We start from the raw sequence: 26,119 nt of genomic DNA on the forward strand, positions 1-26,119 counted from the left end.
CATGACAGAGCGGTTGATTTGTATTGCAATTGGGTACATTTTTGGCCTTTTTCAAACCAGCTATATCTACGGCAGGATTCATGGGATTGATATAAGGGAACATGGAAGCGGGAATGCGGGCACCACCAACATGCTGCGCACCCTGGGCAGGAAGGCGGGGCTGATTACCTTTGCCGGGGACTGCATAAAGTGTATTCTGGCGGTGGTTCTCACCAGAGTCCTGTTTGGAGGGACACATGCGGATATCCTGCCTCTGCTGACATTTTACACGGCAGCGGGTACGATCCTGGGGCACAACTATCCCTTTTATCTGGGATTCCGCGGCGGCAAGGGCATTGCGGCCACAGCGGGGCTTGTGCTCTCTTTTAACTGGATCATGGCAATTTTGGGAATCATAGTGTTTTTTACAACGTTCTTTGTGACCCACTATGTGTCTCTGGGTTCCCTGTTGGTTTACATAGGAATCCTGATTGAACTGGTGGTTCTGGGGCAGAGCGGATATTTCCAGATGTCCCAGCCTCACTTGACTGAACTTTATATCATCGGCGCTTTGCTGGCTGCACTGGCCTTCTGGAAGCACCGGGAGAATATCAAAAGGCTTTTCAACGGGACAGAGAGTAAGACGTATCTGTCCTCCAAAAATAAATAGTCAGGGGGTATTTTTATGGCAAAAATAGGTGTGATCGGGGCGGGAAGCTGGGGTACAGCTCTGGCGGTACTGCTTAACAGCAATGGTCATGAGGTGACCATCTGGTCTATCATCAAAGAGGAGGTGGAGATGCTCCGTACAAAACGGCAGCATGAGACAAAGCTTCCAGGCGTGGTGCTTCCAGGGGAGATTTTGCTCACTAATGATCTGAAAGAGGCAATGGAGGATAAAGATGTCCTGATTCTGGCTGTTCCCTCGCCTTACACGAGAAGTACTGCGCACAGTATGAAAGCCTATGCCAAAGAGGGGCAGAAGATTGTAAATGTGGCAAAGGGAATTGAAGAAAATACACTCTATACCCTGTCAGACATCATTGAAGAGGAGCTTCCAGGGACAGACGTTGCGGTGCTCTCAGGTCCAAGCCACGCGGAAGAGGTGGGGCGGGGACTGCCCACCACCTGTGTGGTGGGGGCGCACACCAGGACAACGGCGGAGTACTTGCAAAATATCTTTATGAGTCCTGTGTTCCGGGTTTACACAAGCCCGGATATGCTGGGGATTGAGTTGGGGGGAGCTTTAAAGAATGTGATTGCTCTGGCGGCCGGGACAGCGGATGGACTGGGCTATGGGGATAATACCAAGGCGGCTCTCATCACAAGGGGAATCACTGAGATCACCAGGCTGGGCGTGAAAATGGGGGCAAAGCTGGAGACCTTTGGAGGCCTCACCGGGATCGGGGATCTGATTGTGACCTGCGCCAGCGTCCACAGCCGGAACCGGAAGGCCGGATACCTGATCGGCAAGGGCTGCACCATGCAGGAGGCCATGGAAGAGGTAAAAATGGTGGTAGAGGGTGTCTATTCCGCCAAGGCAGCCATGGGCCTTGCTAAAAAGTATCAGGTGGAACTGCCCATCATTGAGCAGGTGAACAAGGTACTGTTTGAAGGAAAGAGCGCCGGCGAAGCGGTTCAGGAGCTGATGCTGAGAGACAAGAAGATAGAGCACTCAGAATTGCCCTGGGAAAATGAATAAATCCAGACGTGTGATATTGACCTTTTACTCAAAATAGTGTATATTACTTAATAAGGTTAATGCTTTAATGAGAGAAAGCGTTAAACTGCAAAAGATATGAGCAAAAGGAGATTATTTTATGAAAAAGGTATTAAGAGTATTATTGGCAATGGGACTTTCCGTATCAATGCTGGCTGGCTGCGGTTCAAAGTCAGCGGAGACCGCAGCTGACACATCAGCACCCGCCACAGAGGGCACGACAGCAGCCGCAGAGCCGACGGATGCCGGGGAAACCCAGCAGGCGGCAGCAGGAGATAAGGTGTACAATATCGGAATCTGCCAGCTGGTACAGCATGAGGCTCTGGACGCTGCAACCCAGGGATTTAAAGAGGCATTGACGGAGAAGCTGGGAGAGGGCAATGTGGTTTTTGATGAGCAGAATGCCTCCGGGGATTCCGCAACCTGTGCAACCATTGTAAACCAGTTTGTCTCCGCTGATGTGGATCTGATCCTGGCCAATGCCACAGCATCCCTTCAGGCAGCATCCGCTGCAACGGACTCGATTCCTATTCTGGGAACCTCCATCACAGACTATGCAACAGCCTTGGAGATTGATGAATGGACAGGTATTACCGGAAAGAATATATCCGGAACTTCCGATCTGGCTCCTCTCTCTGAGCAGGCTTCTATGCTGGCAGAGATGTTTCCGGATGCCAAAACGGTAGGTCTTTTGTACTGCTCCGCAGAGGCTAATTCTGTTTACCAGGCAGACACCATCCAGGGATTTTTGGAAGAAAAAGGTTACACCTGCAATACTTACACGTTTGCAGATTCAAACGACATTGCATCTGTGACAACTACAGCAGCCTCGGAATGCGATGTCCTCTATGTACCCACAGACAACACGGCAGCTTCCAACTCAGAGGTAATCAATAATGTATGCCTTCCGGCAGGGATTCCTGTAGTGGCAGGCGAAGAAGGAATCTGTAAAGGATGCGGTGTTGCCACACTGTCTATCAACTACTATGACATTGGCTATAAGGCTGGCGAAATGGCTTATGATATCCTTGTAAACGGGGCGGATATTACAAATATGGCGATTGAGTCAGCACCTCAGGTCACAAAAAAGTATGTGGCCTCCAGATGTGAAGAGCTCAATGTAACGGTTCCTGACGGATATGAAGCGATTGAGGCAGAATAAAACAAAATGAAATTAATACGAAAAGCGGCAAAAAAGGACTTCTCTTTTTTGCCGCTTTTTGCTATACTTAATCTAGTTGTGCGCTTTTTTGCAGAGGCGCTTTAAAGGACGAAAGAATATATTTTTAGGAGGAAATGATTGTGAATGTTATGACACTGTTTAACGCTTTGCCCGGGGCATGTGCACAGGGACTTATCTGGGGAATTATGGCCATAGGGGTTTATATCACCTACAAGATTCTGGATCTGGCAGACCTTACTGTGGACGGATCCATGTGCACAGGAGGGGCTGTCTGTATTATGATGATGCTTAATGGGTACTCTGTGGGAGTTTCCCTACTCTGTGCTTTTTTGGCGGGAATGCTGGCAGGGCTTGTGACCGGGATTTTTCACACAGCTATGGGGATACCGGCGATCCTGGCCGGTATTTTGACCCAGCTGGGACTTTACTCCATAAACCTGCGTATTATGCTGGGAAAGTCCAATCAGGCTGTGAGCGTGGATAAGTATGACCTGATGGTATCACTGCGCTATGTGAAAGATGTGCCCTTTTATAAGAATACGATTTTTGTGGTAGCTATCTTTATCATCATCATTATCGCTGTCCTGTATTGGTTCTTTGGTACAGAGCTGGGCTGTTCTATCCGCTCCACAGGTTCCAACCCGAACATGTCCAGGGCACAGGGGATCAACACCAATCTGGGAAAGATCATTGGTCTGATGCTCTCCAACGGAATCGTGGCTCTGGCCAGCGGACTCTATGCCCAGTATCAGGGATTCGCGGATGTAAATATGGGACGAGGCGCAATCGTTATCGGTCTGGCGGCTGTGATCATCGGACAGGTGGTCTTCGGCAGAATCCGGGGCAACTTTGCGTTCAAACTCTTATCCGTGGCATTGGGGGCAATCATTTACTATCTGGTTCTCCAGATCGTACTGTGGCTGGGACTCAATTCCAATGACTTAAAGCTGCTGTCCGCACTGGTTGTTGCCGTATTCCTGGCTATCCCATATATTAAAGGAAAGTATTTTTCAAAACCCATAAAGAAGGCAGGTGCTAAAAATGCTTAAATTGACAGAGATTAGAAAGACGTTTAATGCAGGAACTATAAATGAGAAGAGGGCACTCAGAGGTCTTTCGCTTCAGCTGAATGAGGGGGATTTCGTGACGGTAATCGGAGGGAATGGGGCTGGCAAATCCACCATGCTGAACGCCATTGCCGGCGTGTGGTCTATTGATGAAGGCTCCATTTTCATAGATGATATCAATGTGACCCGCCTTCCGGAGCACAAGAGGGCCAGGTATTTGGGAAGAGTTTTCCAGGACCCCATGACGGGAACCGCGGCAGGTATGCAGATTGAGGAAAATCTGGCTTTGGCTGCCCGCAGGGGAGGGAGAAGAAGCTTAAAGCCTGGGATTACCCAAAAGGAACGCCAGGAATATAAAGAGAAGCTGAAGATTCTGGACCTGGGTTTGGAGGAACGGCTCACCGCGAAAGTGGGTCTGCTCTCCGGAGGGCAGCGCCAGGCGCTGACACTTCTCATGGCCACGTTGAAAAAGCCCAAGGTGCTTCTCCTGGATGAGCACACAGCAGCTTTAGACCCAAAGACAGCGGCAAAAGTGCTGGATGCCACGGACAAGATCATAGAGAGGGACAATCTGACTGCGATCATGATCACCCACAATATGAAGGATGCCATAGCGCACGGCAACCGTCTTATCATGATGCACGAGGGAGACATCATTTATGATGTGTCGGGTGAAGAAAAGAAAAACCTGAAAGTATCCGACCTTTTGCAGAAGTTTGAGCAGGCCAGCGGCGGAGAACTGGCCAATGACAGGATGATTTTGGCATAAAAATGACATGACACCGGTGGGTAAATATCTTATCGGTGTTTTTGTTTGTCTAATATATGCAAATTATAAAAAAAAATACAATTCTGCTTGTTGAGAATGGCTATACGGTGTGTTATAATATCTCCATAACGGCGAAAGCCTGAATAGCTATGTCAAAAAATTAACAATTACACAGAAGGAGGGAAAAATACTTGCATATTGTAAAAGATGAAAATGGAAATATTTGCGCTCATGCCCATGACCATGTACATCCTCATACACACAGCTATGAGCATACACATGAACACAGTCATCAGCACGGACATGAGGAGGACCATGATCACAGCCATACCCACGGGGAGCATGCCTCCTGCGAGGGACAGGAGTGTGCACAGGAATGTACAGGCTGCGGACACAGCCATGAGGATCATGCACATTCTGAGGTTTCAGATAAAAATACTGCTTTACTGAATTACATGCTTCAGCATAACGAGCACCACGCGGCGGAGCTGGATATGCTGGCTGGGAAGCTGAAAGAGGACGGTCAGGAGGATGCGGCTGAACAAATTCGCAGAGCTGTGGATGAATATCAAAAAGGAAATCTGTATCTGAAGCTTGCGGCAGCCACACTGGCAGAGAAGAAATAGGAGGTGGTTGTTTTGTGTCTGGCTACAGCATACAAGAGCAATCAGCCTGACAGTATTATTTTGGAATACGTCAGCAAAATTGAAGTGAAAGACGGAAAGGTAATCCTGACGGATGTCATGGGAGACCGGAAAGAGGTGGAGGGCACCATTGAGATGGCGGACCTCACCGGCGGAGTGGTGAAAATTAACTGCGAAGCTTAGCTCTGCAGTTAAATAATAAACAAACAATATAAAACATTAAAAAACGGAGGAAAGTACTATGAAAGGATCAGAAAGCTGAGAATCTGAACAGCTCAGGGAGCTGTGCCACAATCGAATTACTTAACTTAGACAGGAGGCGCCGTCATGGCACATGTAATTGCAGTAGCAGGAAAAGGCGGGGTTGGAAAAACCACCCTGTGCGGTCTGATGATTCAGTATCTCTGTGAGAAGGGGAAAACCCCGATCCTCGCAGTGGACGCAGATGCAAATTCCAACTTAAACGAGGTTCTGGGAGTTGAGGTTGAAATGACGCTGGGGGATGTGAGGGAAGAGATTGCCCAGGCTGAAAACAGTGCAAAAAGCCCCATACCGCCCAGTATGTCAAAGGCCGATTATGCAGAAATTATGTTTCAGAGATGTCTGATTGAGGAAGATGACTATGACATGCTGGTTATGGGCAGAACCCAGGGAAAGGGATGCTATTGTTTCGTTAATGGACTCCTTCAGTCCCAGCTGCAGAAACTGACCCCCAACTATGAATATCTGGTGGTGGACAATGAGGCGGGAATGGAACACATCAGCAGAGGCGTTCTGCCCAAGGTGGACACCATTGTGCTGGTCAGCGACTGTTCCAGAAGAGGAGTACAGGCTGTGGGAAGAATTGCCAAACTCGTGGAAGAGTGCGGTATGAAGCCTAAAAAAATGGGATTGATTGTAAACCGTGCGCCGGAGGGAGTGCTGAATGCCGGAACAAAGGAAGAGATTGAAAAGCAGGGACTGACGCTTTTGGGCGTGGTACCCCAGGACACAGACGTATATGAGTTCGACTGTGACGGAAAACCAATCGTTGCTCTGCCGGAATCCTCTCTGGTAAAGCAGGCCCTGCACAAGATTCTGGATGAAGTTTTGTAACTATTCAGCAGGTCTGCGCATTTACTGCGCAGACCGTGAGTAAATGATTCAGGAGTGCAAAAATCCCATCACCGAAGGTGATTTTAAATGGATTTTTGCATGTAACTGTGAAGGTACTGAACAGTTACGAAGTTTTTTGATAATTTCTCTGAATAAAGGAGACGAAAGAGTCTCCTTTGTTTGGAAGAAAAATATCCCATGGGGGCGGATGGGATAAAAGAACGCCCGCTTAAATACCCAATTTTAGAAGGAGGTTTATAATGGGAAATTTTAAATTAACTACGGTAGAAGAATTTGAAGCAGCTACCGAGAGATTGCTGGAGACAGGCAAAAAGGTCGGTGCAGATGCATGGCAGTTGAGAGTAAAAAACCAGACACCGCATTGTAAATTTGGTGAGCAGGGTGTCTGTTGCCGAATCTGTTCTATGGGACCCTGTCGTATCACCCCGAAGGCACCGAAAGGAATCTGCGGTTGCGATGTGCATGGCATCGTAGCCAGAAATTATCTGAAATTTACGGCTGGCGGTTCCGCAACGCACTCTGACCATGGCCGTGAAATCTGCCATACTCTGCATGCTTCTGCAGCAGACGGTAACTACAAGGTGAAAGATCCTGAGAAGCTGCTCCGTATCGCAAAAGAGTGGGGCGTGGAGACAGAAGGAAAAGATATCTATGATCTTGCGCATGAGATTGCAGAGATGGGCCTTATGGAGTACGGAAAACCCTTTGGAACCCAGAGATTCTTAAAGAGAGCACCGAAACATACCCAGGAGATCTGGGAGAGAGAGGAGATTGCACCGCGCGCTATTGACCGTGAGGTTTCCTGTTCTTTACATATGACTCATATGGGTTGCTCATCTCTTCCCGAGGCACTGATCAGACAGTCTTTCCGTTCAGGTCTCTCTGACGGCTGGGGCGGCTCTATGATGGGAACAGAGTTCTCAGACGTATTGTTTGGAACACCGAAGCCCATTGACACTGAGGCAAACTTAGGCGTTATGGAAGTGGAGAACGTAAACATTGTGGTTCACGGACATGATCCCTCACTCTCTGAGATGATCTGTGAATATGCGGATGATCCGGAGATGATCGCTTACGCCAAGTCAAAAGGTGCCAAAGGCATTACCGTATCCGGTGTCTGCTGTACTTCCAATGAGGTGGCAATGCGCCGCGGTATCCCCATGGCCGGAAACTTCCTGCAGCAGGAAAACGTAGTATTGACAGGTGCCTGCGAGGCCATCGTAGTTGACGTACAGTGTATTTTCCCGGCACTTGGGCCTCTGAGCAAGTGCTTCCACACGAAATTTATCACCACTTCCCCCATTGCACAGATGCCGGATTCCGAATTTATCCGCTTCAATGCAGAGACAGCAGGGGAGAACGCAAAGGCAATCGTTAAGGCAGCGATTGACAACTTTGAAAACAGAAAACCGGATCTGGTGTACATTCCGGATATGAAGCAGAAAGCTACCGTAGGCTACTCGGTGGAAGCCATCGTGAAAGTACTGGACGGTGTAACCAACTCTCAGGTAGATGAGACCGGAACAACCAAACCTTTGGTAGAATGCATTACCTCCGGCGTTATCCGCGGCGCGGTTGCTATGGTTGGCTGCAACAATCCGAAGATCAGACCGGATACTGCTCATATTGAGCTGATGAAGAAGATGATTGCAAATGATATTATCATCATTGCTTCCGGATGTTCCGCACAGGCTGCTGCCAAGGCAGGACTGATGGACAAGGAAGCAAAGGAACTCTGCGGCGCAGGCTTAAAGAGAGTTTGTGAGCTTGCTGACATTCCTCCTGTACTGCACATGGGCTCCTGCGTGGATATCAGCCGTATGCTGATTCTGGCATCTGAGCTGGCAAAGGATTCCGGACTGAACATTTCACAGCTTCCGGTTGTGGGCTGTGCTCCTGAGTGGATGTCTGAGAAGGCTGTTTCCATTGGAAACTATGTAGTATCCACAGGATTGGATACCTTCCTGGGTGTAGATCCCTATGTATCCGGTTCCACAGAGGTTGCCGAACTGCTCACAGGCGGTGTGAGAGACTGGGTTGAGGCAGCTTATACCGTAGAAAAGGATATTGACAAGCTGGGTGACGCTATGATCGCCAGAATCGAAGAGAAGAGAGAAGCTCTCGGAATCTAATTAAGTAATAAGAGTAAAGGATGAATTGCTATGAAAATTGCAGTAACCGGAAAGGGCGGCGTGGGGAAGACCACCTTTGCCGCCACCCTGGCCAGATTGTATGCACAGGAAGGAAAGAACGTCCTGGCAGCGGATGTTGATCCGGATGCAAATTTAGGTCTTGCCCTCGGGTTTCCTGAGGAAGAGCTGGATAAGATCACGCCCATCACAAAGATGCGGAGACTGGTTCAGGAGCGCACAGGGGCAAACGAAGATAACAAATTTTATAAGATCAATCCCAAAGTGGATGATATTCCAGACACCTACTCCAGAGTTTGCAATGGCGTAAAGCTATTGGTTCTGGGGACTGTGGATACGGCAGGCAGCGGTTGTGTCTGCCCGGAGCATGTGATGCTGAAGCGGATCATCAATCATTTGGTGCTCAGAAGCGGCGACGTGGTGATTTTGGACATGGAAGCAGGGCTGGAGCATTTGGGAAGAGGAACCACAGAGGGAATGGATCAGTTTGTGGTGGTGATTGAGCCGGGTGCCAGAAGTATCCAGACCTACAAAAATGTAAAACGCCTGGCCAAAGAGCTGGGAGTGAAGCAGGTGCGGGTTGTTGCAAACAAGGTCAGGAACCAGGAGGATGAGGAGTTTATCAAATCCAAAATCCCCTCGGAGGACCTATTAGGGTTCATCCATTATAATACGGAAGTGATGGATGCGGACCGCCAGGGCAAGTCACCCTTTGACTTCAGCGAGACCGCAGTAGAAGAAATCCAAAAAATAAAAGAAAAGATCGATCGTTCAGATATCTGATTGGAGGTATAACAGTGACATTATTTGATGTAGTATTTAGTGGAAATGATACCGTGTATGGTTTGACGGAAAATGCAATCGACGCGGCGATTGCGGAGCATGGCGAAGACAAAGCGATTGCGTTTCCGGATACGGCTTACAGCCTGCCCTGCTATTATGGAGTGACAGGAACTAAGGTGGCAACCCTGGGAGAGTTAAAAGCAGCCCTGGGAGTTGTAAAGACCCTGATGACAAGAGAAAAACGTTTGAATGACGCCTTTATGTCAGGCGTTGCTACCGCTCTGTGTGCGGAATTTATTGAAGCTCTGAAATATATTGACGGCGCGGCTCCCTACGAGGCCCCCTGCTATGGCCACCTGGGTGATGCCATTATCCGTGAGCTGGGTGTTCCCCTTGTAACAGGCGATATCCCAGGTGTAGCCGTTATCCTTGGCTCCGCACCCACTGCACAGGAAGGCGTGGACCTGATCAAGAGTTACCAGGCACAGGGTATCCTGGTTACACTGGTAGGCGGAATCATTGACCAGTGTGAAGAGCTGGGCTATAAAACAGGCGCAAACGTGCGTGTGATTCCTCTGGGCAAAGATGTTACCAGTGTAATCCATGTAGTGTCCGTTGCTGTGAGAGCAGCCCTGATCTTCGGTAATATTACACCGGGCGATGCTGCAGGACTGATGAAATACACCTTTGAGCGCGTGCCTGCATTCGTAAATGCATTTGCGCCTCTGGACCCGGTTATCGTTGCCTGCGGTGCAGGAGCTATCGCACTGGGCTTCCCGGTAATCACAAACGAAGAGACTTTCCGCGTGCCGAAGAGTCTGATCGTACAGAAAGACGTTTCCAAATTCAACGCAACCTCTCTGGAAGCCAGAGATATCAAGATCAAGATCACAAAGATCGATATCCCGGTTGCTTTCGCGTCCGCATTTGAAGGTGAGATCATCCGCCGCGGTGATATGCAGGTAGAGTTTGACGGTTCCAGAGTGGACTGCTGCGAGCTGGTACTGGCTAAGGACGGTTCTGAGATTGAGGACCACAAGATTGAGCTGATCGGACCGGATATTGATGAGATGGAAGTGGGAAGCAAGCAGAGCATTGCATATGTAGTGGAAGTGGCAGGAAAGAACATGCAGGCTGATTTCGAGCCGGTATTTGAGCGTAAATTCCACTCCTATATCAACTGTATTGAGGGTGTAATGCATACTGGACAGCGCGATATGATCCGTGTCCGTATCAGCAAAGATGCCTTTGCAGCTGGTTTCCGCGCAAAACACATCGGCGAAGTGCTGTACGCAAAAGTTAAGAGCGAGTTTGCAGCAGTTGTTGACAAGTGCCAGGTAAAGATCTACACAGATCCGGCTGAGTGCAACAAGATCCGTCATGAGGTGGCAACTCCTATGTTTGACAAGCGTGACGAGAGACTTGTCACACTTACCGATGAAGGCGTAGACGTATACTACAGCTGTATCATGTGCCAGGCATTCTCACCGTCTCACGTTTGTGTAGTTACACCGGAGAGACTTGGTCTGTGCGGTGCTGTTTCATGGCTGGATGCCAAGGCTACCCATGAGCTTGATCCCGAGGGACCCTGCCAGGTAATCACCAAGGAGAAATGCATTGATGAGCGTATCGGTGAGTATGAGGATGTAAATGAAGCAGTGCGCAAGCTGTCACAGGGCGCTCTGGAGGATGTATCCTTGTACTCCATCATTGAGAAGCCTATGACCTCCTGCGGATGCTTTGAGTGTATCTGTGGTATTGAGCCTCTCTCAAACGGCGTATGCATCGCCAACCGTGAGTACGCGGGCATGACACCTATCGGAATGACCTTCCCTGAGCTGGCGTCCATGACAGGCGGCGGTGTTCAGACACCTGGATTTATGGGACACGGCAAACACTTTATCGCTTCCAAGAAATTTATGAAGGCAGAGGGCGGTATCGAGAGAATCGTTTGGATGCCCAAAGAGTTAAAAGAGCAGGTTGCAGAGCGTCTGAACGCAACCGCTAAGGAACTTTACGGCATTGACAACTTTACGGATATGATCGGCGATGAGACTGTGGCGGAAGATCCGGAGACCTTGCTGGCATTCCTGGAGGAGAAGGGACATCCGGCGCTGAGCATGGAGCCTATGATGTAAATATATTGGAAAATTGCGGAATTTCCATACATGAGATAAAGCTTATACGGATGCACTGCGGAGTAATCTGCAGTGCAGTCTCCGTATTTTTTACCAGATCTCCGTTTTGGGAGAAATCTGTGTATTTTTTTGCGTGCACAGAGCGAAAAAGCCTGAATTAAAAGGGTTTTTCGTTGATTTTTGAGCATGGCCGAGGTAAAATATGGGTGATTGGAAATTATGTTGAAAATATTTTACAAGAGAGCCAATTAGAATGAAGGAGGTTTTTAAAAAATGCCATTTACAGCAAAATCAGGAAAGTTCAACGCAAGCATCAACACAGTTGAGATTGGCTGCGGAGAAAAAGCAATTAAAATCGGCGGTGAGAATGTATTACCTTTTTATACTTTTGACGCACCTATTGAGAATGCGCCAAAGGTTGGTATTGAGATCACAGATTTCGGTATGGAACATGAGCCGGAGTGCGTGAAGAAGTACTACGAAGGATGCGAGACCGTTGTGGATATTGCAAAAAAAGCAGCTTCCATGGAGGGCGTTGATTTCCTTTGCTTCCGTATGGAAGGCGGGGACCCGAACGGAGCAAACAAATCTACTGAGGAATTGGTAGGAATGTTAAAAGAAATCGTGGCAGCAGTGGATCTTCCTCTGGTGGTTGCAGGATGCAAGCATGTGGAAAAAGATGCGGAGCTGCTTGCAAAGGCAGCAGAGGCAGTTGACGGAAAGAATGCCGTACTCCTTGCAGCAAAAGAAGAGAACTACAAGACCGTAGGTGCAGCAGCAGGCCTGGCTTACAAGCAGATCGTGGGAGCTGAGTCCGCAGTGGATATCAACCTGGCAAAACAGCTGAACGTACTGCTTTCACAGCTGGGTGTGGACAATAAGAGCATTGTGATGAACGTGGGAACCGCAGCAGCAGGCTATGGCTTTGAGTATGTGGTATCCACCATGGACCGTGTAAAAGCGGCAGCTCTGTCTCAGGATGATGCAAACCTGCAGATGCCGATCATCACTCCTGTAGCATCCGAAGCATGGGGCGTAAAGGAGGCTATGGCCTCTGAAGCTGATATTCCGGAGTGGGGTAACCAGGAAGAGCGCGGAATTGATATGGAAGTGGAGACTGCAGCAGCAGTTCTGGCCGCTGGTTCCAACGCAGTTATTCTGAAACACCCGGTATCAGTTGCAACCGTGTCTAAACTGATCAAAGCATTAGTCTAATTGCTACAGAAGGAGGATTAAAAAATTATGGCACTTAAAGGTCTTGATATTTTTAAATTATCACCAAAGAAAAACTGTAAGGAATGCGGATGCCCCACATGTATGGCATTCTCAATGAAAGTTGCCCAGGGTGCAATGGATATCAGCGCATGTCCGCACTTTGCACCGGAAGCACTGGAAAAATTATCTGAGGCTACTGCACCGCCAATGAAGACCATCAAATGCGGCGCAGGCGATGCAGAGATTACACTCGGAGGCGAGACTGTTCTTTTCAGACATGAGAAGACGTTTGTCAGCAAGACCAGATATGCGGTTTCTCTGTGCAACTGCATGGATGAAGCGGCAGTTGACGCAAAGCTGGCTGAGATCCCGCAGGTGGATTACGAGCGTATTGGCGAGAGAATGTTCGTGGAGATGGTATACGTCAACTACTCAGCGGACGGATCTTACGACTATGTGGAACTGGTTAAAAAGGCTGCAGGCCTTGGCAGAGTCCTGGTTCTGGGATGTACAGACGTGGAAGTGGCAAAGGCTGCACTTGCTGTGTGCAAAGACAGCAAGCCGATCTTAAACGGCGCGGATGCTTCCAACTATGAGGCTATGAATGCAGCTGCCACAGAGGCAGGTGTGGTTCTGGGCGTGAGGGGAGCCAGCTTAAGCGAGATCTACGACACGGTAACAGCCCTTGAAAAGGCAGGCAATAAAAACCTGGTAATCGATGTGACCGCTGGAACTGTTAAGGAGACTTTTGCCAATGCAGTACAGCTGAGAAAAGCAGCTATCAAAGACGGTGACAGAACCTGTGGCTATCCTTCCATCGTCAACACCGCAGCGCTTGCAAAAGATGACAAGCATCTGCAGGCAGCTCTGGCCTCTGCGTTTACCATGAAATACGGTTCCATTGTAGTAATGCAGCAGCTCACCTATGCGGAGGCTCTTCCGCTGTTCGGACTGCGCCAGAACCTGTTTACCGATCCTCAGAAGCCAATGAAGGTAGAACCGGGCATTTATCCGTTAAATGGCGCGGATGAGAATTCAGTGTGCCTGACTACCGTTGACTTTGCACTTACATACTTTATCGTATCCGGTGAGCTGGAGCGCTCCGGCGTTCCCTGCAACCTGATTATCAGCGATGCAGGCGGACTTTCCGTACTGACCGCCTGGGCGGCAGGCAAGCTTTCCTCCACCTCTATTGCCAAGTTCTTTGAAGAGCAGAAGATTGAGGAGAAGGTAAAGAGCAGAAAGCTCATCATCCCCGGAAAAGTGGCTGTACTTAAGGGCGAGATCGAGGCAAAGCTTCCTGGCTGGGAAGTGATTATTGCTCCCAACGAGGCCGTACAGCTTGTTAAATTCATGAAAGATTATGCGTAATTTTCAGTAAAGAGCATGAGCCGGTGTCCTCCATAAGGGGACACCGAGCTATAAAAATGAAAAGGAGAACAAACAATGGCTAAATTTGTAACAATCGGAGAGAGAATCCACTGTATTTCCCCTGCAATCCGCAAAGCTATGGCTGAGAGAGATCCGGAGCCTATTCTGAAACGTGCGAAAGAGCAGCTGGATGCAGGCGCAACTTACCTGGATGTTAACATCGGGCCTGCCGAGAGCGATGGAGAGGACTTGATGAAATGGGCAGTGAAGCTGCTTCAGGAGAATTTTGATAATGTGCCTCTGGCACTGGATACAGCCAATAAAAAAGCTATTGAGGCTGGTATCTCCGTATACAACAGAAGCAAAGGAAAACCAATCGTAAACTCTGCCGATGCAGGCGGAAGAATCGAGAACATCGACCTGGCAGCAGCGAATGATGCCATTGTAATCGCACTGTGCTCCGCTGAGGGCATTGCTGCTGACAACGACGAGCGTATGATGCATTGCCAGAACATGCTGGAGAGAGGCTTAGAGCACGGCATGGAAGCTGAAGATCTGTGGTTTGACCCTCTGTTCCTGGTTGTGAAAGGAATGCAGGACAAGCAGATGGACGTTTTGGAGGCAATCAAAATGTTCTCTGAGATGGGACTTAACTCCACTGGCGGACTTTCCAACAACTCAAACGGTATGCCAAAGCACATCCGTCCAATCATGGACTCCGCACTGGTAGCCATGGCTATGATGCAGGGACTTACCTCTGCAATTGTAAATCCATGTGACCTGCGTCTGATGGAGACCATCAAGTCCTGTGATGTATTCAAAGGCAACACCTTATACGCTGACTCCTATCTGGAGATCTAATTTATGTATAAAGTTACTTTTAAGTTTGAAAACAGCGAAGATGTAAGCGTCTTCGCTGCTTTCGGTGAAAGCCTTCTTGAGGTAGCGAGAAAAACAAATGTAGCTATCGATGCACCGTGTTCTGGAAATGCATCTTGCGGAAAATGCAGAGTAAAGCTCATTGGCGGTGAACTGGAATCAAAGAAAACTCGTCACATCAGCGATGAGGAGTATCAGGAGGGATGGCGTCTGGCCTGTGTCAGCTCCGTCTGTGCCGATGTGGAGGTAATGGTACCTGATATCGCATCTGCCTACAAGAGCCGTATGAAAGTAGCAGACCTGTCCTCACCGGACGAGCTGAAGATTTTTCAAGACATCAAAGAGTCTATCGCGGAAGCTGGAATTGAACTGAAAAACAATCTGGAAATCATAGAGCTGGCTATGGATACTCCCACTTTGGACGACACCATGCCGGACAATGAACGGTTTACCAGAGCCATCCAGGCGCTCACCGGAATGGATAAGGTAAAGGTACCCTATTCCATCCTGAAAAAGATGCCGGATGTGCTGCGCAGCTCAGACTTTAAAGTAAAGGCAGTGATTCGCAGAACTTCCACTGACATATTTGTGTACGATATTGTACCAATAGACGAGGAGGCAGTGGTGGGAGGAGTGGCCATTGACATTGGAACGACCACGGTTTCTGCGATTGTAATCAATATGCTGGACGGCACGATCCTGGCTAAGGGCTCCGCCGGAAATGGGCAGATCCGTTATGGTGCGGATGTGATCAACCGGATCATTGAATCCTCAAAACCAGGGGGAAAGGAACGCCTTCAAAAGGCGGTGATTGACGAAACGATCAATCCGCTGATACAGACCATGTGCCGGCAGGCCAAAATCAGGAAAGATAACATATATAGAATGTGCGTGGCAGGAAACTCAACCATGAACCATTTGCTGATGGGCATCAATGCGGACCCCCTTCGCATGGAGCCTTATATCCCCACATTCTTTAAAACGAACGCACTGTTTGCGTCTGATATAGGAGTGGATGTGAATCCTGATGCACACATTATCCTGGCCCCCAACATCGGAAGCTATGTGGGCGGAGATATCACAGCCGGTGCCTTTGTGAGCATGATCTGGAATAAGCCGGAGTTTTCCCTCTTTATCGATCTGGGGACCAACGGGGAGATCGTGTTTGGAAATTCAGACTTTCTCATGAGTTGTGCTTGCTCTGCGGGTCCCGCCTTTGAGGGCGGGGATATCAGCTGCGGCATGAGGGCAACTGACGGGGCCATTGAGGCCTGTACCATTGATCAGGAGACCATGGAGCCGTCCTACCAGATTGTGGGGGAGGAGGGCACAAAGCCCATCGGCCTGTGCGGGTCCGGTATTATTGACGTAATCAGCGAGCTGTTCCGCTGCGGCATCATAGATCCCAAAGGCAAGTTTGTGCGGGAGGGACGCAGGGTCAAGCGAGACAGCTACGGCATGGGCAGCTATGTGCTGGCCTTTGAGAATGAGGCGGACTCTGTGAAGGATGTGGAGATCACGGAGGTGGATATTGACAACTTCATCCGGGCCAAGGGAGCCATCTTCTCCGCAATCCGCACCATGCTGGCCTACTGCGATTTTGATGTCTCTATGATAGAAAATGTGTATGTGGCAGGGGGCATCGGAAGTGGAATTAATATGGAAAATGCCATTCACATCGGAATGTTCCCGGATGTTCCGGTGGAAATGTACCACTATATCGGCAACTCTTCCCTCGCGGGAGCCTACGCCATGCTGTTCTCTACCGAGTCAGAACGAAAGGTCTATGAGGTTGCCCAGAATATGACCTATATAGAACTGAGTGCAATTCCCCAGTATATGGATGAGTTTGTGGGAGCGTGTTTCCTGCCTCATACGGACGCTTCCCTGTTTCCCAACAGGTAAGGGAAAGCCTCAGTCAGAAAGAATGAGAAGGCCGGAGATCAAGCCAAAATCCCCGGCCTTCCGTAAAATGAAGGAGCCCCCAATGAATATAGAGTACGAAAAAGACAACAAAGAGCGCATCCCTTTTGAGCACTATCTGGAGGAATACCGAAAGCTGGACCCAGTGGAGGCCAGCCACCGCACAGGGGTTCCCTATGATCCTGAGAAGGGGATGTTTGAAATTCGTCTGATGCAGAAATCCTATCTGGTCAGCTGGCCCGATTTTTCTGTTCAGAAGGCTAAGACAGTAGACAACCAGTACGGGGCTCTTCTGGAGGAAACAGCGGCAAAGATCATAGTGATCCGCTTTCTCACAAAAGGGGTGTCCTCCGTGGGCACAGGAAAGTTCCTCACCTACCGGGAGGTACCCTGGGGAGAGGTGTATTTCCGCCAGTTCCAGGGCAGGTGCCTGATGAGGCTGGCATACGGATATGCCGCCAGGCAGGAACAGTTTGCCGGGCAGATGGAAAAGATCGGTGCCAAGAGGCTTGAACTGGGGGATATTTCCTATGAGTTTGAGTTTATCAACAACCATTTTGTGCGTTTCATCCTGTGGGCGCCGGACGAGGAGTTTCCTCCCTCTTCCCAGATTTTGTTTTCAGACAATTTCCCTCTCTCTTTTGAGGCGGAGGATCTGGCAGTGGTGGGAGATATCGCAATCGGCACTTTAAAAAAATCAGCTAAGAATATTTAGGAGGTAGTAGATTATGGGATTTTCAACAGTACCGTGCAATGAATTTGTGGAAGTGCTGGCAAGCAAAGCGCCTGTACCAGGCGGCGGCGGGGCATCCGCTTTGGTGGGAGCCATTGGGACCGCCCTGGGTAACATGGTGGGAAGCCTCACTGTGGGCAAAAAGAAGTACGCGGATGTGGAGGAGGAGATGTATGCGCTGAAGGCAAAATGCGATAAGCTTCAGGCAGAACTTCTGAAACTCGTTGAGAGAGACGCGGAGGTATTTGAACCCCTCTCCAAGGCATACGGTATGCCCAGGGAGACGGAGGAAGAAAAGGCAGAAAAGGCCAGAGTCATGGAGATCGTTCTGAAGGATGCCTGCTCTGTGCCAATGGAGATTATGGAGAAGTGCTGTGAGGCCATTGATATCATTGAGGAGTTTGCAGCAAAGGGTTCTGCCCTGGCCATCAGTGATGCAGGAGTGGGCGCTGCATTCTGCAAAGCAGCGTTGGAAGGCGCGTCCCTGAACGTGTACATAAACACCAAATCCATGAAGAACAGGGAATATGCACAGGAGCTGAACCAGAAGGCAGATGCCATGCTGGCCGAGTATCCGAAGAAGGCGGAAGCTATTTTTACAAGCGTGCTTGGAAGATTGAAATAAAGGAGAAAAAGACTTATGGCAAAACAATTGTTGGGAAAAGAAGTAACAGCAGCTTTAAATGAGAGAATCAAAACTCAGGTGGCAGAGCTTGAGGCAAAAGGGGTAAAACCTACATTGGGAATTATCCGGGTGGGCGAGAACGAGAGCGATATTTCCTATGAGAGAGGTGCAACCAAGCGCTGCGAGACTCTGGGAGTTGCCTGCGAGAAGTTTTTACTGCCTGAGGATGCCAGCCAGGAGGATGTCCTGAAAGTAATTAAAGAGGTAAATGAGAATGACAAGATTCACGGCGTTCTCTTGTTCCGTCCTCTGCCCAGACATCTCAATCAGACTGAGATTGAGGCAGCCCTGGACCCTGCAAAGGATGTGGACTGTATGACAGATGGCTCCATGTCAGGTGTGTTCACAGGCAAAGATGTGGGATTCCCGCCATGTACTCCCCAGGCGTGCATGGAAATCTTAGACCATTATGGAATTGACTGCACCGGAAAGAAGGCAGTGGTGGTGGGGAGAAGCCTGGTAGTTGGAAAACCAGCGGCCATGATGCTGATCAAAAAGAATGCTACGGTGACGATCTGCCATACCAGAACAGTGGATATGCCCTCTGTTGTTAAGGAAGCGGATATCGTAATTGTGGCAGCAGGACGTGCCGGTGTAGTGGATGACACCTATGTATCACCGGGACAGGTGATCATTGATGTGGGAATCAATGTGAATGCTGAGGGAAAACTTTGCGGTGACGTGGATTACGCAAAGGTAGAGCCCATCGTGGAGGCGATCACTCCGGTACCCGGCGGCGTGGGAAGTGTTACCACTTCTGTGCTGGTAGGGCATGTGGTGGAAGCGGCAGCGAAGGCAAACAGATAACCTAGTTAGGGGTAACAGATCGGACGGGTCGGGTCTGTTACTTGCGTTACCACCAGGACGTCACCCGGGCGTTGGCAGCTCTCACGCAAACACGTGCAACGCTCTGGGGAACTGACCGTTAACTGCAACTAAGGACGCTCAGGAAAGCCTTCGCGTCCAAGTTTCCGTAAACGGTCATTTCCCCGCCGCTAAAAACGCACGTTAATTGTTTGCTTAGAGAGCTGCCAACGCCCGGGTGACTGTGTTCTGGAACATAGAAATTCCCTAGAGCTTGTTTGGAGATCGCCTGAGTGGCACCATCTCCCGCCTACGGGAAACAGCTTCCACCGGCGCAGGGCTATCCTTCGTGGACAATTAGCGTGCGCTTTTAATGTAGATGAAATCCTCTGCTTACGGAAACTTAGGGACGAAGGAGCTCCTGAGTCCCTTAGTTGTAGTTAGCAGATAGTTCATCGGAATGTTGCACGCGTCCACGAAGGATAGCCCTGCGCCGGTGGAAGCGTCCCCCTCAGCCTGTAACAGATTTGGACTTGTATTGTTCAGCCCCTCATCATTTTTGTTGACAATTATGGGCAATTCATCTATACTATAGATGTGTAATTTAATATTGCCGTATCAAGTGCAGAAGCCCCGCTTCTGAAGAGGGAATCAGGTGAAAGTCCTGAGCGATCCGGTCACTGTAAACAGGGAATTCTGTCTCAATCATCCATTGCATACCCATTTGTGAGAAGGAGAGACAGCGTAATGATCTGTAAGTCAGGAAACCTGCTTGGTATGTGAGATGAGCTTCCGTGTAAAGTTTAACATCCAATCCGAAATAGAAGAGTACTTTCATTTCGTATCAGATGTCTGCAGGGTAGCAGGCATATTTTTTTGGCTTTATTGAATGCATCTCATAGCATTTCATTAAATACACAAAATACCTCCTTCTGAAGCGGGAATTCCGCAGCCCGTTTCCGAATAACAAAAAGCACAATAGATTTTTCGTTCTCAGCTCTATTTTTATGAGCTGAGTCGGAAAAGATATTGTGCTTTTTTAGCTTATATTCATCTGCCTGTACATTGTTACCCACAGGAGTAATTTCCATTGTGGCCTTTGTAAAACGAATATCAAATTGACTCTGCAGGTAGGTTGAGACAACTATAAATTGTATATATTTAAATAATATCCTTAATGATAAAAATTATAAGTTGTGCAAAAATATGATATCTATTATAATATAAGTATTATACACAAGCGAATTGCATAATCTGTTTGTGCGATAAAATTAAAGGAGGTATATTGTATGCTAGACCAGTCATTTTACCAAAAGGCAGATGAGATCATAGCCCATTACGGTAAAAAACAAAGTTCCCTGATCCCGATTATGCAGGATATCCAGGGGGAATACCGTTATCTGCCGGGGGAACTGCTCACGTATGTGGCAAAGGAGATCGGGGTAAAAGAGGCCAAGGCCTACAGCGTTGCAACCTTTTATGAGAACTTTTCCTTTGATCAAAAAGGTAAATATATCATTAAGGTGTGCGACGGAACAGCCTGCCATGTGCGAAAGTCTGCTCTGATTCAGGAGGCGCTGTTTAAGGAGTTGGGGCTTAGCCAGAAAAAACACACCACGGATGACATGTTGTTTACCGTGGAGACCGTATCCTGTCTGGGCGCCTGCGGACTGGCCCCAACACTGACCGTCAATGACGAGGTTCATCCCAACATGACCCCGGAAAAAGCATTGGAATTAATAGAAAAATTGAGAGGTGAGAAGAGCGTATGAGCATAGATAGCAAAGCAGCACTGGAAAATCAGAGAACTGCTGTACAGAAGGATCTGGAATCCTATACCTGTCGTGTCCTCGTCTGTTCGGGCACCGGGTGCATTGCATCCGGCTCCCAGAAGATTTACGAGCAGATGGCTCTGCTCTGTGAGGATGTGGACGGAGTTACGGTGGAGATGCAGGAGGAGGTTCCCCATCTGGGTGTCATTAAGACAGGATGTCAGGGAATCTGCGAGTTGGGCCCTTTGATGCGCATAGAGCCCTATGATTACCAATATGTAAAAGTACAGCCCGAGGACTGCAAGGAGATCTTTGAGAGAACCATCCAGCGCGGGGAACCTGTAGAGCGGCTGTTTTACCGCAAAGGGGACAATGCCTATGAGCGTCCCAGTGACATCCCCTTTATCGCCAAGCAGACCCGCATTGTCCTGGAGAACTGTGGAAATATCAATTCGGAATCCATTGACGAATACATAGCAGCGGGCGGTTTTGACGCCCTTGCAAAAGCATTGTTTGACATGACCCCGGATCAGGTGATCGATGAGGTGGACAAGTCCGGACTGAGAGGAAGGGGAGGCGGAGGTTTCCCTGCCGGGCGGAAATGGAAACAGGTGGCCAGGCAGGCGGAAAAGGTGCGCTACATTGTATGTAACGGCGATGAGGGTGACCCCGGAGCCTTCATGGACGGCAGTGTTATGGAAGGTGACCCCTACAAACTGATTGAGGGCATGATCATAGCAGCCTACGCGGTTCAGTCTCATGAGGGGTACATTTATGTGCGTGCAGAGTATCCACTGTCTGTGGCCCGCCTAAAGCTGGCCATTGCCCAGGCTGAGCAGTATCATCTGCTGGGCGACGATATTATGGGCAGTGGGTTTGATTTCCACCTGCACATAAACCGCGGAGCAGGAGCCTTTGTATGCGGCGAGGGAAGCGCCCTGACGGCATCCATTGAGGGAAACAGGGGAATGCCCCGTGTAAAACCGCCCCGTACGGTTGAGAAAGGCCTATGGGAGAAGCCCACGGTGTTAAACAACGTGGAGACCTTTGCCAATGTGCCTAAGATCGTTTTAAAGGGAGCAGAGTGGTACAGGGGGATCGGTTCCGAGGGAAGTCCCGGAACGAAAACCTTCTCCATCACTGGGGCCATTGAAAATACAGGACTGATCGAGGTGCCTATGGGTACCACACTCAGGGAAATCATCTATGATATCGGCGGCGGAATAAAGGGCGACGGAGAGTTTAAGGCAGTACAGATCGGCGGACCCTCCGGCGGATGTCTGATCACTCCACATCTGGATATCGGACTGGACTTCGACTCTGTAAAGAAGTACAATGCCATCGTGGGCTCCGGAGGCCTGGTGGTGATGGACGAGCATACCTGCATGGTGGAAGTGGCGCGCTTCTTTATGAGCTTTACCCAGAGAGAATCCTGTGGTAAGTGTGTTCCCTGCAGGGAGGGTACAAAGCGGATGCTGGAGATCCTGGAGCGCATTGTTGCAGGGGAAGGCGAACTGGAGGACTTGGATCAGCTGGAGGAATTGGCGGAGATGGTCAAGAGCATGGCTCTCTGCGGTCTGGGAAAGAGCGCTCCGCTTCCGGTTCTCAGCACCTTAAAGACGTTCCGACAGGAATACATTGAGCATATCGTTGACAAAAAGTGCGCTTCCAAGACCTGTCAGGCGCTGCGCAAATTTAAGATAAATCCGGAATTTTGCAAGGGCTGCAGCAAGTGTGCCAAGAACTGTCCGGTGGGAGCTATCACCGGAAAGCTGAAACACGCCTATACCATTAACAATGACTTGTGTATCAAGTGCGGGGCATGTAAAGATAACTGCGCCTTTGATGCAGTCTATATCGAAGCATAGGAGGGATAAGAGATATGGCTTATATGACAATAGACGGTAGAAAGGTTGAATATACCGATGAAAAGAATGTCCTTTCTGTGATCAGAAAGGCGGGCATATCGCTGCCTACACTCTGCTATCATTCCGAGGTATCCACATTTGGCGCCTGCCGCCTCTGCACTGTGGAGGATGACAGGGGAAGGACCTTTGCATCCTGCTCCGAGGAACCCAGGGATGGAATGGTGGTATACACCAATACGGGAAGAATCAAAAAATACAGAAAGCTTATTGTGGAGCTTCTTCTGGCAGCCCACTGCAGAGACTGTACCACCTGTGTAAAGAGCGGGGAGTGTGTGCTTCAGGAGCTTGCTCACCGTATGGGTGTGACAAATGTGCGCTTTAAAAATACAAGAGAGCTGCGCCCCTTAGATACCAGTTCCCCCTCCATTGTCCGGGACCCGAATAAGTGTATACTCTGTGGTGACTGTGTGCGTGCCTGCGAGGAAATCCAGGGGATCGGTGCACTGGGCTTCGCATTCCGGGGCACAGACGCTATGGTAATGCCTGCATTCAATAAACCCATTGCGGAGACGGACTGTGTAAACTGCGGCCAGTGCCGTGTATACTGTCCCACCGGAGCCATCAGCATCAAAACCCACATGGATGAAGTGTGGGATGCCCTGGCGGACAAGGACACCAGAGTGGTGGCCCAGGTGGCGCCTGCCGTGCGTGTGGCTGTGGGAGACGCCTTTGGTCTGCAGAAGGGCAGAAGTGTGATGGGCAAGATCGTGAATGTGCTGCACCGCATGGGCTTTGATGAGGTGTATGATACCTCCTTCAGCGCGGATTTGACGGTGATCGAGGAGTCGGAAGAGTTTGTGGAACGCATCAACACAGAAGAAAACCTGCCTCTGCTGACCTCCTGCTGCCCTGCATGGGTTAAGTTTGTACACGACCAGTATCCGGAGTATGTGGAGAATATCTCCTCCTGCCGCTCACCCCAGGGAATGTTTTCCGCTGTGGTTAAGGAATACTACCGCGACCCCAAGCGTGCTGCCGGCAAGAAGACCGTGATGGTCTCCATCATGCCCTGTACAGCGAAAAAGATGGAAGCAATCCGTCCCAACAGCTTTACAAAAGGAAAACAGGATACAGACATTGTTATCACCACCACAGAGCTGATCCGCATGATCCGCAACTCCGGTATTGAATTTGGGACACTGACACCGGAAGCCTGTGACATGCCGTTCGGACTTGGTTCCGGAGGCGGTGTAATCTTCGGTGTAACCGGCGGTGTAACCGAGGCAGTGCTGCGCCGCCTGGTGGGTGAGCACAATAAAGAATCCCTCGATGAGATCGCATCCAGTGGAGTCCGCGGTTCTGAGGGAATCAAGGAGCTTACGGTTACCTATGAGGGCAAAGATTTAAATATCTGTATAGTGAGCGGTCTGGCCAATGCCAGAACGGTTATGGAGAGGGTAAAGAAGGGGGAGGTAAATTACCATCTGATTGAGGTAATGGCCTGCCGCCGGGGATGTATCATGGGAGGCGGCCAGCCGCCCAGAGCCGGTGACCGCACAAAGACCCTCAGAGAGCAGGGAATTTACAATGCGGACAATATCTCCATCATCAAGAAATCAGACGAGAACCCGCTGATTGCTCCGCTCTATGACGGCATATTAAAAGGAAAGGTTCATCACATCCTGCACAATCAGGAAAAATAAATTCTAAATTTACCCCCTGGCTGCATATACTGTAACAGTACAGCGAGGGGGTATTTGTATGGAAGAATTCAACTTATACAAAGATATACAAGCACGGACAAAAGGCGAGGTCTATCTGGGAATTGTAGGCCCGGTGAGAACAGGAAAATCTACCTTTATCAGGAGATTTATGGAGGAGATGGTGCTGCCGAATCTGGCAGAGAACGCCAGAGCGATTGCCACGGATGAGATGCCCACCAGCGGAAAAGGGAAAACCATCACCACGGTGGAGCCCAAGTTTGTACCCAAAGACGCTGCGCAGCTGGCGCTCTCAGACGAATTGGCAATGAAGGTGCGTCTGGTGGACTGCGTTGGATACATAGTAGACGGCGCTTCCGGTGTGGATGACAACAACCAGGTTCGCATGGTGAAGACTCCCTGGTCTGAGAATGAGATTCCCTTTACAAAGGCTGCGGAGATTGGCACGGAGAAGGTGATTCGGGATCACTCAACCATAGGAATCATCATAACATGTGACGGAAGCTTTGGGGAGCTGCCCAGAGAGAGCTTTATCGAGCCAGAGAAAAAAGCAATCACAGAACTGCAGAAATCCGGCAAACCGTTTATTGTGATTGTCAATTCCGAAAAGCCCTACGGGGATGAAGCAAAGAAGACGGTAAACTACCTGGAATCCCAGTACGGGATCTCTGCCATGGCGGTAAACTGTGAACAGCTTCGAAAAGATGATGTGAACAGGATCATGGAAAAGATTCTATATGAATTTCCGCTGGTCAAACTGGAGTTTTACGTACCTAAGTGGGTGGAGACGCTTCCGGCGGACCACAAAATCAAGAGCTCCCTTTTAGAGAATATCCGGGAATTACTCAAGGGCATGAGTCACATAAGGGATGTGTCGGGTGAGAGTATCCAGTTCTCGAATGACTTTGTGAAAAAGATCAAACTGGACGGTGTGGAACTGGCTGAGGGCACTGCAAAGGTGCAGATCGAAATTGACGATACATACTACTATGAAATGCTCAGCGATATGACGGGGGTTCCCATAGAAGGAGAGTATCAGCTGATTTCCATGATCAAGGACCTGTCCGCTCTCAAAAAAGAGTATGAGAATGTGTCGGATGCGGTCAATGCGGTTCGCGGATGCGGCTATGGGGTGATTACACCCAAGAAGGATGAGATTATTCTGGAGGAGCCCACGGTCATCAAGCAGGGCAGCAAGTTCGGGGTAAAGATCAAGGCGGCCAGTCCGTCGATCCATTTGATTAAGGCGGACATAGAGACTGAGATCGCTCCCATTGTAGGCAGTGAGCAGCAGGCAGAGGATCTGATTACGTACATTAAAGAGAACAGCAAGGGAGAGCAGGGCATCTGGGAAACCAATATTTTCGGAAAGTCCATCGAACAGCTGGTGGAGGACGGTATCCGAACAAAACTCTCAGTGATCGGTGAGGAGAGCCAGGTGAAGCTGCAGGATACCATGAAAAAGATCGTCAATGAATCAAACGGCGGGCTAGTGTGCATTATTATCTAATAAAAGAAGCACAAAACCCATTTACAAAAGTATAAAAATTTGATAAACTTTTTATGTTGAAAAAATAAAAAACACACAGGAGGGAAACA

Annotated in this window: 22 protein-coding genes and 1 riboswitch; all 22 genes read left to right on the forward strand. The window is 49.3% G+C overall.

The window, feature by feature from the left end; translation table 11 throughout:
* Position 1 precedes the first annotated feature (1 nt).
* The 22 genes from plsY (at position 2) to spoIVA (ending at position 26,030) form a co-directional block, all read left to right on the forward strand.
* The gene (gene plsY, locus AC0THY_RS13210; protein WP_489991064.1) at positions 2-649 is read left to right on the forward strand and encodes a glycerol-3-phosphate 1-O-acyltransferase PlsY; all 648 of its coding nucleotides are present in this window, start codon (positions 2-4) and stop codon (positions 647-649) included.
* A 15-nt stretch (positions 650-664) separates the two neighbouring features.
* Positions 665-1,681: an NAD(P)H-dependent glycerol-3-phosphate dehydrogenase gene (locus AC0THY_RS13215; protein ID WP_489991065.1), complete on the forward strand. Its 1,017-nt coding sequence runs from the start codon at positions 665-667 to the stop codon at positions 1,679-1,681.
* A gap of 118 nt (positions 1,682-1,799) precedes the next feature.
* A complete protein-coding gene (locus tag AC0THY_RS13220) occupies positions 1,800-2,861 on the forward strand; it encodes an ABC transporter substrate binding protein (protein WP_489991066.1) in 1,062 nt (353 codons plus the stop codon).
* A gap of 134 nt (positions 2,862-2,995) precedes the next feature.
* Complete coding sequence (locus AC0THY_RS13225; RefSeq protein ID WP_489991067.1) at positions 2,996-3,931, forward strand: ABC transporter permease; 936 nt, start codon at positions 2,996-2,998, stop codon at positions 3,929-3,931.
* Positions 3,924-4,718 carry an ABC transporter ATP-binding protein gene (locus AC0THY_RS13230; RefSeq protein WP_489991068.1) on the forward strand — a complete coding sequence of 265 codons (795 nt, stop codon included), beginning with the start codon at positions 3,924-3,926 and terminating at the stop codon, positions 4,716-4,718. Before AC0THY_RS13225 ends, AC0THY_RS13230 begins: the two co-directional genes overlap by 8 nt.
* 191 nt (positions 4,719-4,909) lie before the next feature.
* The gene (locus AC0THY_RS13235; protein WP_489991069.1) at positions 4,910-5,344 is read left to right on the forward strand and encodes a DUF8180 domain-containing protein; all 435 of its coding nucleotides are present in this window, start codon (positions 4,910-4,912) and stop codon (positions 5,342-5,344) included.
* Between the two features lie 12 nt (positions 5,345-5,356).
* A complete protein-coding gene (locus tag AC0THY_RS13240; RefSeq protein WP_489991070.1) occupies positions 5,357-5,545 on the forward strand; it encodes a CooT family nickel-binding protein in 189 nt (62 codons plus the stop codon).
* Positions 5,546-5,689: 144 nt separating this feature from the next.
* Complete coding sequence (locus AC0THY_RS13245) at positions 5,690-6,457, forward strand: ATP-binding protein (protein ID WP_489991071.1); 768 nt, start codon at positions 5,690-5,692, stop codon at positions 6,455-6,457.
* Between the two features lie 260 nt (positions 6,458-6,717).
* A complete protein-coding gene (cooS, locus tag AC0THY_RS13250) occupies positions 6,718-8,610 on the forward strand; it encodes an anaerobic carbon-monoxide dehydrogenase catalytic subunit (RefSeq protein ID WP_489991072.1) in 1,893 nt (630 codons plus the stop codon).
* Between the two features lie 30 nt (positions 8,611-8,640).
* The gene (locus tag AC0THY_RS13255; protein WP_489991073.1) at positions 8,641-9,411 is read left to right on the forward strand and encodes an ATP-binding protein; all 771 of its coding nucleotides are present in this window, start codon (positions 8,641-8,643) and stop codon (positions 9,409-9,411) included.
* Positions 9,412-9,425: 14 nt separating this feature from the next.
* On the forward strand, positions 9,426-11,549 hold the full coding sequence (gene acsB / locus AC0THY_RS13260; RefSeq protein WP_489991074.1) for an acetyl-CoA decarbonylase/synthase complex subunit alpha/beta: 2,124 nt from the start codon (positions 9,426-9,428) through the stop codon (positions 11,547-11,549).
* A 273-nt stretch (positions 11,550-11,822) separates the two neighbouring features.
* Positions 11,823-12,764: an acetyl-CoA decarbonylase/synthase complex subunit delta gene (gene acsD / locus AC0THY_RS13265; RefSeq protein ID WP_489991075.1), complete on the forward strand. Its 942-nt coding sequence runs from the start codon at positions 11,823-11,825 to the stop codon at positions 12,762-12,764.
* Between the two features lie 27 nt (positions 12,765-12,791).
* Entirely contained in the window at positions 12,792-14,135 is a 1,344-nt protein-coding gene (gene acsC, locus AC0THY_RS13270; protein WP_489991076.1) for an acetyl-CoA decarbonylase/synthase complex subunit gamma, read from the forward strand.
* A gap of 75 nt (positions 14,136-14,210) precedes the next feature.
* Entirely contained in the window at positions 14,211-14,996 is a 786-nt protein-coding gene (gene acsE / locus AC0THY_RS13275; RefSeq protein WP_489991077.1) for a carbon monoxide dehydrogenase/acetyl-CoA synthase methytransferase subunit, read from the forward strand.
* Positions 14,997-14,999: 3 nt separating this feature from the next.
* On the forward strand, positions 15,000-16,919 hold the full coding sequence (gene acsV, locus AC0THY_RS13280) for a corrinoid activation/regeneration protein AcsV (protein ID WP_489991078.1): 1,920 nt from the start codon (positions 15,000-15,002) through the stop codon (positions 16,917-16,919).
* An 82-nt stretch (positions 16,920-17,001) separates the two neighbouring features.
* On the forward strand, positions 17,002-17,652 hold the full coding sequence (locus AC0THY_RS13285; RefSeq protein WP_489991079.1) for a DUF3786 domain-containing protein: 651 nt from the start codon (positions 17,002-17,004) through the stop codon (positions 17,650-17,652).
* A 13-nt stretch (positions 17,653-17,665) separates the two neighbouring features.
* A complete protein-coding gene (locus AC0THY_RS13290) occupies positions 17,666-18,295 on the forward strand; it encodes a cyclodeaminase/cyclohydrolase family protein (protein WP_489991080.1) in 630 nt (209 codons plus the stop codon).
* A 15-nt stretch (positions 18,296-18,310) separates the two neighbouring features.
* On the forward strand, positions 18,311-19,162 hold the full coding sequence (locus AC0THY_RS13295; RefSeq protein WP_489991081.1) for a bifunctional 5,10-methylenetetrahydrofolate dehydrogenase/5,10-methenyltetrahydrofolate cyclohydrolase: 852 nt from the start codon (positions 18,311-18,313) through the stop codon (positions 19,160-19,162).
* A 600-nt stretch (positions 19,163-19,762) separates the two neighbouring features.
* Positions 19,763-19,949, forward strand: a riboswitch (cobalamin riboswitch).
* Between the two features lie 499 nt (positions 19,950-20,448).
* The gene (locus AC0THY_RS13300) at positions 20,449-20,931 is read left to right on the forward strand and encodes a complex I 24 kDa subunit family protein (RefSeq protein WP_489991082.1); all 483 of its coding nucleotides are present in this window, start codon (positions 20,449-20,451) and stop codon (positions 20,929-20,931) included.
* Positions 20,928-22,799: an NADH-ubiquinone oxidoreductase-F iron-sulfur binding region domain-containing protein gene (locus AC0THY_RS13305; RefSeq protein WP_489991083.1), complete on the forward strand. Its 1,872-nt coding sequence runs from the start codon at positions 20,928-20,930 to the stop codon at positions 22,797-22,799. Before AC0THY_RS13300 ends, AC0THY_RS13305 begins: the two co-directional genes overlap by 4 nt.
* 14 nt (positions 22,800-22,813) lie before the next feature.
* Entirely contained in the window at positions 22,814-24,502 is a 1,689-nt protein-coding gene (locus tag AC0THY_RS13310) for a [FeFe] hydrogenase, group A (RefSeq protein ID WP_489991084.1), read from the forward strand.
* A 58-nt stretch (positions 24,503-24,560) separates the two neighbouring features.
* Entirely contained in the window at positions 24,561-26,030 is a 1,470-nt protein-coding gene (spoIVA, locus tag AC0THY_RS13315; protein ID WP_489991085.1) for a stage IV sporulation protein A, read from the forward strand.
* Positions 26,031-26,119: the final 89 nt, after the last annotated feature.

This window comes from Ruminococcus sp. 8Y-12 (assembly GCF_058119865.1).

What these genes read in the sequence shown, in the direction of transcription:
- AC0THY_RS13245 (WP_489991071.1), top strand. Translation starts at nt 5,690, where the DNA reads ATGGCACATGTAATTGCAGTAGCAGGAAAAGGCGGGGTTGGAAAAACC.
- acsV (WP_489991078.1), top strand. Translation starts at nt 15,000, where the DNA reads ATGTATAAAGTTACTTTTAAGTTTGAAAACAGCGAAGATGTAAGCGTC.
- AC0THY_RS13310 (WP_489991084.1), top strand. Translation starts at nt 22,814, where the DNA reads ATGGCTTATATGACAATAGACGGTAGAAAGGTTGAATATACCGATGAA.
- plsY (WP_489991064.1), top strand. Translation starts at nt 2, where the DNA reads ATGACAGAGCGGTTGATTTGTATTGCAATTGGGTACATTTTTGGCCTT.
- spoIVA (WP_489991085.1), top strand. Translation starts at nt 24,561, where the DNA reads ATGGAAGAATTCAACTTATACAAAGATATACAAGCACGGACAAAAGGC.
- AC0THY_RS13255 (WP_489991073.1), top strand. Translation starts at nt 8,641, where the DNA reads ATGAAAATTGCAGTAACCGGAAAGGGCGGCGTGGGGAAGACCACCTTT.
- acsE (WP_489991077.1), top strand. Translation starts at nt 14,211, where the DNA reads ATGGCTAAATTTGTAACAATCGGAGAGAGAATCCACTGTATTTCCCCT.
- AC0THY_RS13300 (WP_489991082.1), top strand. Translation starts at nt 20,449, where the DNA reads ATGCTAGACCAGTCATTTTACCAAAAGGCAGATGAGATCATAGCCCAT.
- cooS (WP_489991072.1), top strand. Translation starts at nt 6,718, where the DNA reads ATGGGAAATTTTAAATTAACTACGGTAGAAGAATTTGAAGCAGCTACC.
- AC0THY_RS13220 (WP_489991066.1), top strand. Translation starts at nt 1,800, where the DNA reads ATGAAAAAGGTATTAAGAGTATTATTGGCAATGGGACTTTCCGTATCA.
- AC0THY_RS13290 (WP_489991080.1), top strand. Translation starts at nt 17,666, where the DNA reads ATGGGATTTTCAACAGTACCGTGCAATGAATTTGTGGAAGTGCTGGCA.
- AC0THY_RS13215 (WP_489991065.1), top strand. Translation starts at nt 665, where the DNA reads ATGGCAAAAATAGGTGTGATCGGGGCGGGAAGCTGGGGTACAGCTCTG.
- acsC (WP_489991076.1), top strand. Translation starts at nt 12,792, where the DNA reads ATGGCACTTAAAGGTCTTGATATTTTTAAATTATCACCAAAGAAAAAC.
- AC0THY_RS13225 (WP_489991067.1), top strand. Translation starts at nt 2,996, where the DNA reads ATGATTGTGAATGTTATGACACTGTTTAACGCTTTGCCCGGGGCATGT.
- AC0THY_RS13285 (WP_489991079.1), top strand. Translation starts at nt 17,002, where the DNA reads ATGAATATAGAGTACGAAAAAGACAACAAAGAGCGCATCCCTTTTGAG.
- acsD (WP_489991075.1), top strand. Translation starts at nt 11,823, where the DNA reads ATGCCATTTACAGCAAAATCAGGAAAGTTCAACGCAAGCATCAACACA.
- AC0THY_RS13295 (WP_489991081.1), top strand. Translation starts at nt 18,311, where the DNA reads ATGGCAAAACAATTGTTGGGAAAAGAAGTAACAGCAGCTTTAAATGAG.
- AC0THY_RS13305 (WP_489991083.1), top strand. Translation starts at nt 20,928, where the DNA reads ATGAGCATAGATAGCAAAGCAGCACTGGAAAATCAGAGAACTGCTGTA.
- AC0THY_RS13230 (WP_489991068.1), top strand. Translation starts at nt 3,924, where the DNA reads ATGCTTAAATTGACAGAGATTAGAAAGACGTTTAATGCAGGAACTATA.